At 72.3% G+C, this 14,983-nt stretch carries 13 protein-coding genes; 5 read left to right on the top strand and 8 right to left on the bottom strand.

What is annotated here, in order from left to right:
* Window positions 1-153: 153 nt before the first annotated feature.
* From moeZ to ACP4J3_RS49325, 7 genes are all read right to left on the bottom strand, one after another.
* Window positions 154-1,332, bottom strand: coding sequence for an adenylyltransferase/sulfurtransferase MoeZ (moeZ, locus tag ACP4J3_RS49355; RefSeq protein WP_426544612.1), 1,179 nt, complete (start codon window positions 1,330-1,332; stop codon window positions 154-156).
* Window positions 1,333-1,395: 63 nt separating this feature from the next.
* Window positions 1,396-2,175, bottom strand: coding sequence for a spherulation-specific family 4 protein (locus ACP4J3_RS49350; protein ID WP_426544610.1), 780 nt, complete (start codon window positions 2,173-2,175; stop codon window positions 1,396-1,398).
* Complete coding sequence (locus ACP4J3_RS49345; protein ID WP_426544608.1) at window positions 2,163-3,158, bottom strand: NAD-dependent epimerase/dehydratase family protein; 996 nt, start codon at window positions 3,156-3,158, stop codon at window positions 2,163-2,165. The genes ACP4J3_RS49350 and ACP4J3_RS49345 overlap by 13 nt, the downstream gene beginning before the upstream one ends.
* A gap of 141 nt (window positions 3,159-3,299) precedes the next feature.
* Window positions 3,300-4,610, bottom strand: a complete 1,311-nt coding sequence (locus tag ACP4J3_RS49340; RefSeq protein ID WP_426544606.1) for a hypothetical protein — start codon at window positions 4,608-4,610, stop codon at window positions 3,300-3,302.
* Window positions 4,607-6,304, bottom strand: coding sequence for a DUF3492 domain-containing protein (locus ACP4J3_RS49335; protein WP_426544604.1), 1,698 nt, complete (start codon window positions 6,302-6,304; stop codon window positions 4,607-4,609). Before ACP4J3_RS49335 ends, ACP4J3_RS49340 begins: the two co-directional genes overlap by 4 nt.
* 228 nt (window positions 6,305-6,532) lie before the next feature.
* The gene (locus tag ACP4J3_RS49330; protein WP_426544602.1) at window positions 6,533-8,098 is read right to left on the bottom strand and encodes a DUF3152 domain-containing protein; all 1,566 of its coding nucleotides are present in this window, start codon (window positions 8,096-8,098) and stop codon (window positions 6,533-6,535) included.
* Window positions 8,099-8,391: 293 nt separating this feature from the next.
* Window positions 8,392-9,459 (bottom strand): alpha/beta fold hydrolase, encoded by a 1,068-nt coding sequence (locus ACP4J3_RS49325; protein WP_426544600.1) that lies wholly within the window; start codon window positions 9,457-9,459, stop codon window positions 8,392-8,394.
* 287 nt (window positions 9,460-9,746) lie between these two features.
* Between ACP4J3_RS49325 and ACP4J3_RS49320 the strand changes: the two genes are divergently transcribed.
* The 4 genes from ACP4J3_RS49320 to ACP4J3_RS49305 all read left to right on the top strand — a co-directional run bounded on the left by ACP4J3_RS49320 (window position 9,747) and on the right by ACP4J3_RS49305 (window position 11,701).
* Window positions 9,747-9,971: a hypothetical protein gene (locus tag ACP4J3_RS49320; protein WP_426544598.1), complete on the top strand. Its 225-nt coding sequence runs from the start codon at window positions 9,747-9,749 to the stop codon at window positions 9,969-9,971.
* A gap of 235 nt (window positions 9,972-10,206) precedes the next feature.
* On the top strand, window positions 10,207-10,848 hold the full coding sequence (locus ACP4J3_RS49315; RefSeq protein ID WP_426544596.1) for a TetR/AcrR family transcriptional regulator: 642 nt from the start codon (window positions 10,207-10,209) through the stop codon (window positions 10,846-10,848).
* A gap of 148 nt (window positions 10,849-10,996) precedes the next feature.
* The gene (locus ACP4J3_RS49310; protein WP_426544594.1) at window positions 10,997-11,224 is read left to right on the top strand and encodes a DUF3107 domain-containing protein; all 228 of its coding nucleotides are present in this window, start codon (window positions 10,997-10,999) and stop codon (window positions 11,222-11,224) included.
* Window positions 11,225-11,431: 207 nt separating this feature from the next.
* On the top strand, window positions 11,432-11,701 hold the full coding sequence (locus ACP4J3_RS49305) for a hypothetical protein (protein ID WP_426544593.1): 270 nt from the start codon (window positions 11,432-11,434) through the stop codon (window positions 11,699-11,701).
* Window positions 11,702-11,781: 80 nt separating this feature from the next.
* Here ACP4J3_RS49305 and ACP4J3_RS49300 read toward each other — a convergent pair whose 3' ends face one another.
* Window positions 11,782-12,537 (bottom strand): ferritin-like fold-containing protein, encoded by a 756-nt coding sequence (locus tag ACP4J3_RS49300; protein WP_426544591.1) that lies wholly within the window; start codon window positions 12,535-12,537, stop codon window positions 11,782-11,784.
* Between the two features lie 482 nt (window positions 12,538-13,019).
* Between ACP4J3_RS49300 and ACP4J3_RS49295 the strand changes: the two genes are divergently transcribed.
* Window positions 13,020-14,983, top strand: a 1,964-nt coding sequence (locus ACP4J3_RS49295) for a DEAD/DEAH box helicase (RefSeq protein WP_426544589.1), incomplete at its 3' end; no start/stop codon positions are given.

Genomic DNA, 14,983 nt, shown 5'->3' with positions numbered 1-14,983 from the left:
GGAGCGGGGGCGGCCGGGGCGCGGGGGGGCCGCCGCCCCCCCCCCGCGCGGGGGGGGGGGGGGCCGGCCCGGGGGGGGGGGGGGGGGGGGGGGGGGGCCCCGGGGGCCCCCCCCCCCCCCCCCCCCCGACCGGAAGGCAGGACGAGCCGAGGCTCAGTACACCGGCTTGTCCGGCTCGATCTGGTTGACCCAGCCGATGACGCCGCCGCCGACGTGCACGGCGTCGGAGAAGCCCGCGGACTTCAGGACCGCGAGGACTTCCGCACTGCGGACACCCGTCTTGCAGTGCAAGACGATCTTCTTGTCCTGCGGGAGGTTCTCCAGGGCGCTGCCCATGAGGAACTCGTTCTTCGGGATCAGCCGGGCGCCGGGGATCGAGACGATCTCGTACTCGTTGATCTCGCGGACGTCGATGATCTCGATGTTCTCGCCGTCGTCGATCCACTCCTTGAGCTGCTTCGGAGTGATCGTGGAGTCGGCGGCCGCCGCCTGGGCCTCCTCGGACACGACGCCGCAGAAGGCTTCGTAGTCGATGAGCTCGGTGACGGTCGGGTTCTCGCCGCAGACCGCGCAGTTCGGGTCCTTGCGGACCTTGACCTGGCGGTACTGCATCTCCAGGGCGTCGTAGATCATCAGGCGGCCGACCAGCGGTTCACCGGTGCCGGTGAGGACCTTGATGGCCTCGGTGACCTGGATGGAGCCGATCGACGCGCACAGCACGCCGAGCACGCCGCCCTCGGCGCAGGAGGGGACCATGCCGGGGGGCGGGGGCTCCGGGTAGAGGCAGCGGTAGCAGGGGCCGTGCTCGGACCAGAAGACCGATGCCTGGCCGTCGAAGCGGTAGATCGAGCCCCACACGTACGGCTTGTTCAGCAGCACGCAGGCGTCGTTGACCAGGTAGCGGGTCGCGAAGTTGTCCGTGCCGTCGACGATCAGGTCGTACTGGCTGAAGATGTCCATCACGTTGTCGGCCTCGAGCCGCTCCTCGTGAAGGATCACGTTCACGTACGGGTTGATGCCGAGGACGGAGTCGCGCGCGGACTCGGCCTTGGAGCGGCCGATGTCGGACTGGCTGTGGATGATCTGACGCTGCAGGTTCGACTCGTCGACCTCGTCGAACTCCACGATGCCGAGCGTCCCGACACCGGCGGCGGCCAGGTACATCAGCGCCGGCGAGCCCAGGCCGCCGGCGCCCACACACAGCACCTTGGCGTTCTTCAGCCGCTTCTGCCCGTCCATCCCCACGTCGGGGATGATCAGGTGGCGGGAGTACCTGCGGACCTCGTCTACGGTGAGCTCGGGGGCCGGCTCGACCAGGGGTGGCAGCGACACGGGGACTCCGTTGGTCGGTCGATCACTACGGTTGTTCTCCTCGTAACAGTGCCATGGCCTTTTTCATTCCGAGACACCTGTTCCGATCCGCGAGACGATTTCGTCCCAGTAGCCGGGCATGGTCTCCCAGGGGTCGATCCGGCCACCGCAGTCCGTGCGGTCGGTGAACCAGATCGTCGCGGCGCCCTGCCAGCGGGCGATGCGCAGTGCCTCGTCGAGGTGGCCGAGCGGCACACCGTGGACGAAGTGGCAGAAGCGGTCGGGCGGATAGTCGGCCGTCCACTCCGCGACTTGCGACCAGCGGTAGTCGCTCCACGATCCGCAGAAGGTGACGAGCTGGTCGCCGCACTCGGCGTAGCCGGGGTACGGGTGGGTGCCGTGGCCCAGGACGATGTGGGCCTTGTCACGCAGCGCCCGCAGGGTGGTGACCGTGCGCAGGACGTCGGGCAGTGCGGTGCCGTCGGTCGGGCAGCGGTCCAGGAAGAAGCCGTCCACCCGGTACCAGTCGAGATAGCGGTGTGCCTTGGAGATCACCTCCCCGAAGGCGCGGGCGCCGTGGACCGTGCCGAGGTGGACCCGGTCGAGGGAGGACGTGTCGAGGTGGCCGAGGACGCGGACTCCGGCGTTGCGGAGCCGGCCGGCGGCCTCCAGGCAGTGGGGGTCGGGGCGGGAGCCGGGGCCCTCGGCGACGTTGAGGACGACCCAGTGCACGGGAGTGCCGGGGCGGGTGAGTTCGCCCCATTCGGTGGGGGCGAGGAGGGGGTGCGCATAGCCGGGGATGCCGAGGCCGGTGTGGAGGTCGGTGCTCGGCGCGGGCGACCGTGCACCGGTCAGATACGGCATGCCGCCTCCATCCAGATGTCGCCCAGGGACTCCTCGAGGTTGATCCGGGGGCGCCAGCCGAGCCGGTCGCGCGCGGTGCGGACATCGGCCTGCTGCCAGCTTCCGCAGCCGTCCGGGTAGGCGACGGGGGCGGTGTGGGCCGCATGGGCTCCCGCGTGTGCTCCCGGGTGGGTCACATGGTCGGAGTCGGCGCGCGGGTGGCCGATGGACGGACGCAACGGGCCGGGTGGGCCGTCGAGTTCGTGCAGGGCACCGCCGTAGCCGGCCACGCGGGCCAGGATGGCGGCGGCGTCGCGCAGGCGGACGGCACGGCCGGAGCCGATGTTGATGACCCCCTGCGCGGCGGAGAGCGAGGCGGCGTGGACGGCGCGGGCCACGTCACGGACGTCCACGAAGTCGCGCTGGGCGCCGAGGCCGGTGAGTTTGAGCTCGCCGTCGCCCGACTGCATGGCGCGTCGCATGGCCTCGGCCAGGCGGCCGAGGGGGGAGCCGGCGGGCGTGCCGGGGCCCGCGGGTGAGAAGACGCGCAGGACCACGGCGTCCAGGCCGGAGCCCAGGACCAGTTCGGTGGCGGCGAGTTTGCTGACGCCGTACGGGCCGCCGGGGCGGGGCACGGCGTCCTCCGCCGTGGAGGAGCCGGGCTGGCTCGGGCCGTACTCGGCGCCGCAGCCGATCTGGACGAGGCGGGCACCGCAGCCGCTGCGGCGCAGGGCCTCGCAGACGGTGGCGACGGCGACGGTGTTGTGGCGGGTGAGCTCGCGGGCGCCGCCCCTGGTGGCGCCCGCGCAGTTGACGACCACGCCGGGGTGGACCGCGTCGAGGAAGCGGGTGAGGGCGCCGGGGCTGCCGGAGGCCAGGTCGAAGCGGACGTCGGCGTCGTCGCCGCGGCCCAGTGCGGTGAGCTGCACCGCGGGGTCGGCGAGGAGGCGGTCGGCTACGAAGCGGCCGAGGTAGCCGTTGGCTCCGATCAGGAGGACTCTCATCGGGCGGCTCCCGTTGCCGAGGGGTGGTCGGGTCGGGAGGTGATCATTTGGGGGTCTCCTTCGAGGGCTTCAGGTAGGAGGTTCAGGTGGCTCGTAGGGGGCGCGTGCCTGCTGCGGGGTTCCGCGAGGAGTGCCGGCGTGTCACCACGGCTGGTCCCGTGGTGCGTGTGCCGACGCCCTGGTCAGCGTGCGCATCGCGTGCAGCAGGAGCGTCAGCGTGCCCGCGCCGCAGGCGATCGTGGGGATGGCTGCCGGGCCCCAGGTGTCGACGAGGGTCCGGACCGGGGTCGCCAGCCAGTCGCAGCCGGGGAGTCGGGCGGTGAAGAGGGTCGTCAGGGCCGTCGCCTCGGCTGAGGCCGCCGCGGTGAGGACCAGTGCGGGGGCCTGGGTGAAGCCGTGGGTGGTGAGGAGGCGGGACAGGAACAGCAGGGCGCCCAGGGTGAGGGTCTGGGGGTGGGCGGCGGGCTCGTCGAGGATGGCGGCGGTCAGGGTGAGCAGGGCCGTCAGGGCGCCCAGGTAGAGGGCGAGGATGGCCAGGAGCAGGGGTTTCGCGGAGGTGGCGAAGTCCTTCAGGGCGCGGCTGGCAGAGAGTCTGTGGCGGGCCCGTACGGCCAGGAGGTGGGCGCACCAGGCGGCGGGGGCGCAGGAGAGGGCGAGGGCCAGGAGGGGGGCCGTGGCGAGAGGCCAGGGGCCCTCTGCGGTGCCGGTCGGCAGGGCGTCGGGGCCGCCTGCCGCGGCTGCCCGGAGGAGGCCGTCGCCCAGGAGGGCGTAGAGGAGGAGCCAGCCGATCCGGGTGGCGGTCGGGCGGCCGGCGTGCTTGGTGGCGAGGGGGCCTCGGGCCAGGGCCGCGCGCAGGGCGAGGAGCACGGCTAGGGCTCCTGCGGCCGCCGTGATCAGGCGGGTCTGGCCGTGGGTGAGGTGCAGGCCGACCACCGTCGCCACGCAGAGCGCTCCGGGGAGGAGGGTGAGGAGCATCCAGTCGGCTCGTGGGCGGGAAGTGGTGAGGGGCTTGGTCCCCCCGGGCGCATTGCCGTCCCGGGGCGTACCGCCGTCCTGGGGTTCATCGCCGGCCCGGGGCCTATCGCCGTTCCGGGGTTCATCGCCGGCCCGGGGCTTGTCGCCGTTCCGGGGCGTTCGGGCGTACATCTCCTCGGCCAGGGAGAAGACGTCCCGGTGCAGGAAGCGGGCCGCCGTGCGGTCGGTGACGCCGTGGGCCTCCAGACCGGCCGCGATCTCCAGCGGGTCCACCGCGCGTTCGCACAGGTCGCGGTGGCGGTGCAGCAGGGCCTTCACCGGGTCGGCGCCCGTTCGGCGGGCGGGGCGGGCCGCCGTGGTCCGGTCCTCGCCGGGGGTGGTGTCCTCCTGGTCGGCCGGCGACTCCTCGGAGCGTTCGTCCCATGCTCCGGGGCTGGTCGGGGCCGCGGGGCGGTCCAGTCCTCCCAGGCCGTTCATCGTGCCCCCTCTGTCGCGGGGGTCACGGTGGCGCGTACGGGGGTCGGCGGGCCGCCGCGGGCGACCAGGCGGGCCGTTCGCCCGGTCCAGCGGCCGGGGACGTGGGCCTCGGCGGGAACGGCGAAGGGCAGCGGGGCTCCGGCCTCGTCCAGGACGACCCGGCGGACCGGGGTGCGCGAGACGATCTCCAGGTAAATGCTGTGAAATGCTGTGATGTTCTGCTCGACGGTGAACAGTTCGAGCGCACGCGCGCGTGCGGCCGCGCCCAGGCGCTCGCGACGCTCGGGGTCGCGCATCAGCGCGACGCAGGCCTCCGCGAGCGCCCTCGGATTGCGCGGCGGTACGACGAGACCGGTGCCGCCGATGACCTCGACCACCGCGCCGACGTCGGTGGACACCGTCGCACGGCCGCAGAACATGGCCTCGACCAGGCCGATGGGGAAGCCCTCGACGACGCTGGACAGGACGGTCACGGCGCCGGAGGCATACGCGTCGGCCAGGGCCGGAAGCTCCGGGCCGCCGATCTCCTCGAACGAGACCGGGTTGTCGCCGACCGCGTGCGGGCCCTCGGCCTCGTCGGGGAAGAGCTGCGCGGCCAGCGCCTTGCAGTGGCCGAGGTAGGCGGCGCCCTCGGGGCCGACGGGGGTGCCGACGATCCGCAGGCGGGTCTTCGGCTCCTCCTTGCGGACCTCGGCGAAGGCGTGCAGCAACGACACCAGGTCCTTGGTGGGTTCCACGCGGCCGACCCAGACCAGGGAGTCCGGGTCCGCGCACTCGGCACTCTCGCCGACCTCGGCGAAGCGGGAGGCGTCCATGCCGGGATAGACCGTGCGCAGCTTCGCGCGGTCGGCGCCGCAGCGTTCCTGCCAGCGGCGGGCGTGGCCGTTGCCGGGTGTGACGAGGGCGGCGCGGGCGTAGGCCTCGGCGGCGAGCCGGCCGTGGAAGGCGGCGAGCAGGGAGCGTACGGCGGGCGAGGCGTCGGGAGTGGCCAGGTAGTGCGTGCGGAGCCGGACGCCGTACTCGGTCAGCAGCAGCGGTACGTCGCAGAAGTGGTGGGCGAGCAGGCCGGGCAGGGCCGCGGGGCCGCCGGACGTGGCGTGGCACAGGTCGACCGAGCCCAGTCCGTCGTCCGTGTACCAGTCGAGGGAGAGGGGGCGCAGGGCGCGTTCCAGGTGGGCGGCGACGGTCAGCAGATCGGGTACGCGCGCCTCGCGCGCCGTCTGCAGAGCGCCCCGCGCCCGGCAGGCGCGCTCCAGGGCGCGTACGGCGGTCTCGGAGCGGAGCGCTCCCACCAGGCCGCCCTCGTCGCGGGCGAGTTCGGCGAGCCCGTACAGCGCGTTGCCGAAACGGTCCGCCTCAAGGGCCGAGGCGTCCTCGGAGGCTTTGGACGCGTCTGTGGCGCCCCCCTCGCAGAGCACGGCCACCAACTCGCCGTAGCACTCGGCGAACCGCCGACGCGCGCGCCGGCCATACACCGCGCCGTCCTCCTCGGCCACCCACAGCGGCGCCGTGCGTACGCGGCTGACCTGCGGTGGCAGCGGCACCCAGCCCTCGTCCTCCTGGCGCTCGCTGCGGCTGAGCGCGTAGACGTCGAACTCGTGCTGTGCCAGCCCGCGCACGAGTCGGTCGCACCAGAGCCTGGCGTCACCGCTCACATACGGATAGCCACCCTCCGCAATCAGTCCGATGCGCACGAGTGCACCCCCGATCTCCCTTAAGGGGAGCCGCCGTTCCCCCGGCGACTCACAGCGGGACGAACGTATGCGGACAGGGCGGTGGCGCGACGGACGGTTGTCCATCGCGCCACCAAAAGGGGTGAACGGTCGTAACTTTCCCGTGCGGGTCGCGTTCCATCGCGGTAGGAGATCAAGCGTGCACGGATCGTCATACCCGAGGCTGACGGACAGTGAATATCGGCCCCGTCAACTCCCGGGGTAAGCCCAGGGGTTGGGTCGGCAGTGGATCCCGTCGTGGTCGAGGAACTTGGTCTGCTGCTGCATGACCGGGGCGAGCTCGCCGTCCTTGTCGCAGGTCACATGGGGATAGCCGAGCCGGTGACCGATCTCGTGGTTGATCAGCATCTGCCGGTACTCAAGGATCCGGTCACCGAACGTCTCCGACCCCTGCGCCCACCGATACGCGTTGATCATCACGCGCTGGGTGGCGGCGGAGTCGCACGAGACGTTGTCCACGGTGGTGTCCAGACCCGACTTGGCACACCAGTCGGCCGTCGTACCGGGACTGGCGAGCGTGATCACGAAGTCGGGCTTGCCGCTGTGGATGCGCTCGAAGGTACGGGCGCCGTTGTGCGCCCAACTGCGGTCGTCGTTGAGCGTCTTGTGCACGGCCTGCGCGAAGAGCTCGCCGTCGAGCCCGAGCCCCTGCTCCACGTCCACGCGATAGGTGAACTTCTGCCCCGTGCCGGGCCCCTTGTCGATCCCCGGGATCGCGTCGAACTCCCCCGAGCCCTTGAGGTCGGCGTCGATCCGGTATGTCGCGGCCATCTTCTGCTCGTACGTCAGCGGAACGGCGCCCGGCGCACCGGACGGCGTCGGCCGCCCGTCCGCGCGCGAGGGGGAGTCCCCGGCGTCCCGCGCCTCGTCGGCGGCGGACTGCGACTGTACGTCGCCGTCGTCCGGCCCCTCGGCGACCTGACCGGCGACGACGACGGCCAGCACGGTGACGACGGCGGCAGCGGCGATGCCGGTGAAGGTCCGCCCCTTGCCGCCCTGTGCCTGCACCGGCTCACCGGTCGGCGGGGCGTCGTCGTCGGCCTCGGTGTCGTTCGCGACGCCCACGTCCGGCCCGGTGTCCCAGTCGGTGACGGTGGCGTACGGGGCGGAGGCGTGCGCGGCCTCGGACGTACGGGGCGCGAAGAGGTCGACGTCCTCGCCGTACCGCTCGAAGGCGTCGAGGTACTCCTGCCGAGGGCCTTCGGAGCGCGGCGCCTGCCGGGGGTGCGGCAGCGGGACACCGGTCGCGGGCGGAGCGCCGGGGGCTCCAGGAGCGCCTTGGACGACGCCAGTCCCGCCCCTCAAGTCACCCCAGCCACCGCCCTGTTCGCGCTGCTCCGGGTGGCTGCCACGGGCCTGGGGCGTGCCGTGGGCCGGCGTTCCGTCCGTGAAGCGGGGCACACCATGGGCCGGGGTGCCGTCGGGAAGCCTCGGGAAACCGTGCGCCGGAGTGCCGTCCACCGGTCCCGGGAAGCCACGGGCGGGCGTGCCGTCGGGAAGCCTCGGAAAGCCACGCGCCGGAGTACCGTCAGGCAACCTCGGGAAGCCATGCGCCGGAGTACCGTCAGGCAGCCTCGGAAAGCCACGCGCCGGAGTACCGTCAGGCAACCTCGGGAAGCCATGCGCCGGAGTACCGTCCGCCATCCTCGGGAAGCCATGCACAGGCGTGCCGTCAGGCAGCCTCGGTACCCCTTGCGCGGGCGTGCCCTCAGGGAAGCCGCGCCCGCCGTACGCCTGCGCGCCCCCCGTCGGCATCCCCGGCCGTGCGGGCGCCTGACCCGGCACTCGGCGACCACTCGGCCCACCAGGCCCACCGGACTGAGGCCACCCGCTCGGCCCCGCACCGGGAGGCGCACCAGGCCCCCCGGGCCCACCGGGTCGCGCACCCGGCACCCTGCCGGGGCCCGGCCCCGGCCCCGGTGCGGACGGTCCGCGCTGGGCCGTACCCGGCTCCGGCGACGCTCCCCGAGAGCTCTGTCGTGCTGTCGTGTCCGCGGTGTCCCTCTTGGCTGCCGACCCGCGACGGCTGTGGCGTCCCACGTCGCGCCTCAGCTCCCGGCGTTCTCGGTCACGGCCCCACCGTCACCGGCGGCGGCACTCCCGGCTCCGTCCGGGCCCGCACCCGCACCCGCACCCGCACCCGCAACGCTCCCGTCCACCGACTCCCCCGTCTGCGCGAGGAGTTCGCGGAACTCCCGGGCGACCAGCTCTGGGTACTCCATCATCGCCACGTGCCCGGCCTCCGGAAGGCTCAGCAGGCGGGAGTCACGGAAGGTGCGGGCGGCCTTCTGGCTCATGCGGTGGCCGACGAGCTGGTCGCGGCCGCCGTAGATGAGCAGCGTCGGGGCCAGCACCCGCTCGGCCTGGCGCCACAGCGCGTGCTGCCCGCCGAGGGTGTACGCGTTGACCAGCCCGCGCGCGGAACGCGTCATCGCGTCCCAGAAGTACGGAAGCCGAAGCCGCCGTTCCATCTCCTCGACGGCGTTGCGGAATCCTTCCGGCGTGGCCCGCCCGGGGTCGCCGTAGCAGAGGTTCATCACGCCGCGGACCCGCTGCTCGGCCGTCCACTCCCGGGTGAACCGGGCGAAGAGCGCCGTCACTCCGGGCACCGCGAGCAGCGCCGTGGGCACGGCGGTGCGCTGGACGCGGATCTCGGGCAGGGCGGGCGACACCAGGGTGAGCGTACGCACGAGGTCCGGCCGTACGGCGGCCACGCGCGTGGTGACCGCGCCGCCGAGCGAGTTGCCCAGGAGGTGGACGGGGCCGCGGTCGGAGGCGTCGAGATAACGGATCACCGCGCGTGCGTGCGCGGTGATCGAGTAGTCGCCGTCGTCCGGCGGCGGCGAGTCGCCGAAGCCCGGCAGGTCGATCGCCTCGCAGTCGACGTCGCCCTCGAGCTGCGCCATCAGCGCCGACCAGTTCTGCGAGGAACCGCCGAGTCCATGGACGTAGAGCGCGGGCGGCAGCCCCTCGCGCGCGGGTGGTCTCGAGCGCACCGACAGCGAGATCCCGGGCAGTCCGACCGATCGCAGCCGCTCACCCTCCGCGACCCTGACGGTCGCCGCCTTGGGGAGCGCACTGGCGGCCGGCGCGGACGGGAACTCGGTCGAAGACATGCGGCAATGTTACGAGACGATCACGCAGTGGTTCATGTGTTCGCCGTCACAAGTCGACACGTACATGGCAGTCCCCCGATCCGGGAACCGGCCTTCCCGGACCCGGGAACCGGCCCCACCCACCCCGCACTCGCCGGAGTACTCCCCAATTGCCCGCACATCCGCCCGCGGATCGCATAGCGCCCGAAACCGGTGTCTCCTAGGCTCGTACGCAGGGCACCCGGATGTGACCCCTGCTTCACCCGGGGACGTCACGCCCCTGGGGACCCCTAGGAAGGGAGCCCGCCATGGCCGTCGATCCGACCGACCCCGAGACGTTCGTGGACGACGACACCGACGAGTCCCAGGAGTACGACGTCGAAGCCCCGCGGGCCGACGCGGCCGAGCAGCACGCCGACGTCAGGCCGGACCGCGACGACCGGCTCACCGAAGCGGACAAGGACCAGGCGAACGAGGCCGATCTGATCGAACAGACACGCGTCGTCTCCACCGACGAGGACGACTATCGCTGACGCACGGCTCCGAGGCACGACGCCGACAGACGACGCCGATGGACGATCAAAAGAGTGCCGCTGAGCAGGAAAGAGGCGGCTTGTTGCCCGCTCCGCCCCGATTTGAAACCATCCGCGCGACTTTCGTCACCGTCCGGTCCGTGAAATTCTGCGCTCGCACCGCGCACAGCAGGGTTACCGAAAAGTACGATGGCCGCGCGGCGCACACCGCATGTGGACGACTTTGGGAGGCGGCGTGACAGCCATCGAGCAGACAGAGGCGGCACGCCCGCGGGGCACTCGCCTGCCGCGCCGTGCCCGACGGAACCAGCTCCTGGGCGCAGCCCAGGAGGTCTTCGTCGCGCAGGGCTATCACGCTGCCGCGATGGACGACATCGCCGAGCGCGCCGGCGTCAGCAAGCCGGTGCTCTACCAGCACTTCCCGGGCAAGCTGGACCTCTACCTCGCCCTGCTGGACCAGCACTGCGAGTCGCTGATCGAGGCCGTACGCAACGCGCTGGCGTCGACGACCGACAACAAGCAGCGCGTACGGGCGACGATGGACGCGTACTTCGCGTACGTCGAGGACGACGGCGGCGCCTTCCGGCTGGTCTTCGAGTCGGACCTGACGAACGAGCCGGCCGTGCGCGAGCGCGTCGACAAGGTCACGAACGAGTGCGCCGAGGCGATCTGCGACGTCATCGCCGAGGACACCGGCCTCTCGCGCGCGGAGTCGATGCTGCTGGCCTCCGGCCTCGGCGGCCTGGCCCAGGTCGTGGCCCGCTCCTGGCTGCACAGCGACCGCAGCGTCCCGCGCGACCAGGCGGTGCAGCTCCTGACGTCCCTCGCCTGGCGGGGCATCGCGGGCTTCCCGCTGCACGGCAGCGACCACCACTGACACAGGGCGCCGGGGGACGTCTGTTCCCGTCCTCTGTTCGCTGTTGGCGTTCTCGGGCGGAGCGTGCGCGTCCCCTCTCCGGGCTAATGTGTGCTGGGTACGGCGCGGAAAGGTCGCGCACTTCACTGACCGTCGGAGGGACATAGCCGTGGAGGTCAAGATCGGCGTGCAGCACGCGCCCCGCGAGATCGTTCTGGAGAGCGGTCAGAGCGCCGAGGAGGTCGAGCAGGCGGTGTCCGAGGCGCTCGCCGGGAAGACGCAGTTGCTGAGCCTGGTGGACGAGCACGGCCGCAAGGTCCTGGTCCCGGCCGACCGCCTCGCGTACGTGGAGATCGGTGAGCCGGCTCCGCGCAAGGTGGGCTTCGGCGCGCTGTAGGAGGGCGTCGGCGGACCCCGCCGAAACCGGACGCAATGGGAGGGCCCGGCGATGCAGATCGCCGGGCCCTCCCATTGCGCTTTCTTCTCCCCCTGTCTCTCGAACGGCACACAGGCCGCTCACAGACGAGGATTGCATTCCGCAGGTCAGGGGTATGACGGGCTACGACCGATTCGAGCGGGCCGGCCATGTGGGAGGGACCCCGACATGCTCTTGGAAGCGATCAGCTCCGCGATCCTCGGCCTGGCCCTCGCATGGGCAGCGGCACACCGCCTGCCGCACCGTCTGCCCGCCCGTTCCCTGGTCCTGCCGACGGGTGTCGCCGGCGCCCTCTTCGGCGCGTTCATCACGCACACCGCGCTCGACTTCGGCAACCTCGTCGTGATCCTGATCGGCTCGGCGGTCGTCTCGGCCGCCTCCCTCTCCCTGCTGGTACGCCCCGCGGGAAGACTCCGCCGCCACTCGGCGACCGCGTAGACCCGAGGAACCGGCCGCCGAAGCGGTGACGCCTTCAGCGCCGGCCACGGCCACACCTCTCAGAAGCGGGCGGGAGGAAACTACGCCGCCAACCCCAGCGCGGCCATCCGCTTGGTGTGCGCCTCGGTGATCCGCGAGAACATCTTGCCGACCTCCGCGAGATCGAACCCGTCCGCGACCCCGCCCACCAGCATCGTGGACAGCGCGTCCCGGTCGGCGACCACCCGCTGCGACTGCGACAACGCCTCCCCCATCAGCCGCCGAGCCCACAGAGCCAGCCGCCCGCCGACCCGCGGATCGGCGTCGATGGCAGCGCGCACCTTCTCCACGGCGAACGAAGCGTGCCCGGTGTCGTCGAGCACGGCCAGCACCAGCCCCCGCGAGTCCGAGTCCAGCCGAGCCGCGACCTCCCGGTAGAAGTCACTGGCGATCGAGTCACCGACGTACGCCTTCACGAGCCCTTCCAGCCAGTCGGAAGGCGCCGTCTGCTTGTGGAACCCGTCCAGCGCGGCGACGAACGGCTCCATCGCCTCCGTCGGCTCGGCCCCGATCTCCGTCAGCCGGTCCCGCAGCTTCTCGTAGTGGTGGAACTCGGCCGACGCCATCTTCGCCAGCTCCGCCTTGTCCGCCAGCGTCGGCGCCAGCTTCGCGTCCTCCGCCAGCCGCTCGAACGCCGCCAGCTCTCCGTAGGCCAGCGCGCCGAGCAGATCCACGACAGCGGCCCGGTACTGCGGATCGGCGGAGGCCCGCGCCCAGTCCTGGGCGGCGACCCCGGTGTGTTCGACGGTGGGCTCGGCGGTGTCGGAGGCGTCAGAGGTGTTGTCAGGCGTCGTCATGAAGCGCACAATAGTCCGCTCGCCGCGCCACGGAAGTCCCTGGTCAATCACTGTGACGCCGACTACGTGACCAATTCGGCCATCGCATGTGCGCGTTTCCGGGGTATGGTGGTAATGCACCCGCTGAGTACTCAGACGTATCTCAACGGGTCGCATGTTATGAGGATGCCCGGTCGGTGGCCCGATCGGCTCCGACCCGACAGCCCTCCCCGGCCGTACGGCACTGTGCGTACGACGACCGGAGGGACACCCTCAGCGGTACGAGCGCTAGAGCGTCGGCAGTGGTCCCGTGCCCTACGGCCAGCCCGTAAGGCAGCCGACGTCCCCGGCACGGTCCGTCAAAGACCCCCGCGCTCGCCTCGCACCGCGCACACAGAAGAGGCAGCACCCTGACTACGACGTTCCGCTCACTCGGGATCCTCCCCGAGACCGCCGAGGCCCTGGAAGCCGTCGGCATCATCACTCCCTTCCCCATCCAGGAGATGACCCTCCCCGTCGCCCTCTCCGGCACGGACGTCATCGGCCAGGCCAAGACCGGCACCGGCAAGACGCTGGGCTTCGGCCTCCCACTTCTGGAGCGCGTCACCGTCCCCGCCGACGTGGAGGCCGGCCGCGCCCAGCCCGAATCCCTCACCGACGCCCCGCAGGCGCTCGTCGTCGTCCCCACGCGCGAGCTGTGCACGCAGGTCACCAACGACCTGCTGACGGCGGGCAAGGTACGCAACGTACGCGTTCTCGCCATCTACGGCGGCCGCGCCTACGAGCCGCAGGTCGAGGCCCTCAAGAAGGGCGTCGACGTGATCGTCGGCACCCCGGGCCGGCTGCTGGACCTCGCGGGCCAGAAGAAGCTCAACCTCAAGCACATCAAGGCGCTCGTCCTCGACGAGGCCGACGAGATGCTCGACCTGGGCTTCCTGCCCGACGTCGAGAAGATCATCGACATGCTGCCGGTCAGGCGTCAGACGATGCTGTTCTCGGCGACGATGCCCGGCGCCGTCATCGGCCTCGCCCGCCGTTACATGTCGCAGCCCACCCACATCCGCGCCACCGCGCCGGACGACGAGGGCGCGACCGTCGCGAACATCGCGCAGCACGTCTACCGCGCGCACTCCATGGACAAGCCGGAGATGGTCGCGCGGATACTGCAGGCCGAGGGCCGCGGGCTTGCGATGATCTTCTGCCGCACCAAGCGCACCGCCGCCGACATCGCCGAGCAGCTCCAGCGCCGCGGCTTCGCCTCCGGCGCGGTCCACGGCGACCTCGGCCAGGGCGCCCGCGAGCAGGCGCTGCGCGCGTTCCGCAACGGCAAGGTGGACGTCCTCGTCTGCACCGATGTCGCCGCGCGCGGCATCGACGTCGAGGGTGTGACGCATGTCATCAACTACCAGTCGCCGGAGGACGAGAAGACGTACCTGCACCGCATCGGCCGCACGGGCCGTGCAGGGGCTTCCGGTACGGCGATCACGCTCGTCGACTGGGACGACATCCCGCGCTGGCAGCTCATCAACAAGGCGCTGGAGCTGGACTTCAACGACCCGCCGGAGACGTACTCCACATCCCCGCACCTCTTCGAGGAACTGAAGATCCCCGCGGGCACCAAGGGCGTCCTGCCCCGCTCGGAGCGCACGCGCGCCGGGCTGGCGGCGGAGGAGCTGGAGGACCTCGGCGAGACCGGTGGACGCGGTGCGCGCGGTCGCGGTGGCCGGGGCGGCCGGGACGAGTCCCGCTCGACCTCGTCGGAGCGCGAGCGCCCGGCGCGTACGCCGCGACGCCGGCGCCGTACGCGCAACGGAGCCCCGCTGGACGCGACGCCGGCGCCCGCCGCCGGTTCCGCGACCCCGGACGAGTCCGCGCAGGCCGCCACGGCGGAGTCGGTCACGGCCCCGCGCACCCCGCGCCGCCGTCGCCGTACCCGAGGCGGAGCCTCGACGGAGCCGACCCCGACGGTCGTTCCCGCGGAGGCCGCGGAGGCAGCCGTCACGACGGCGGAGGGTCCGTCCCTGGACCCGGCCGAGGAGACCCCGGCCAAGCCGCGCCGCCGTCGCACCCGCAAGTCGGCGGAGCCGAGGGCGACTTCGCAGGAAGCCGCCCAGGCCACGGAAGCGGTACAGGCGCCCGAGACGGCCACGGCCCCGCAGCTCGCAGACCCCGAGGAGCTCCCCGCCACCGAGCCGCGCCGCCGCACCCGCAAGGCCGCGGTCGCAGCGGAGACCGCGGTGGACACGGCCGAGGGCACGCAGGGTGCGCAGAGTGCGCCGGAGACCACGGAACCCAAGCCGCGCCGCCGCACCCGCAAGTCGGCGGCCGCAGCGGAGACCGCGGTGGACACGGCCGAGGCCGCCGACGCCACGCCGAAGGCACGCCGCACGCGCAAGGCAACGACCGCAGCCGAGGCCGCTGTCGACACGACCGAAGCCACCGACGCCACGCCGAAGGCACGCCGCAC

The organism is Streptomyces sp. UG1 (assembly GCF_049974585.1).
GTDB lineage: Bacteria > Actinomycetota > Actinomycetes > Streptomycetales > Streptomycetaceae > Streptomyces.
This window is presented reverse-complemented; position numbering and strand designations above follow the sequence as displayed.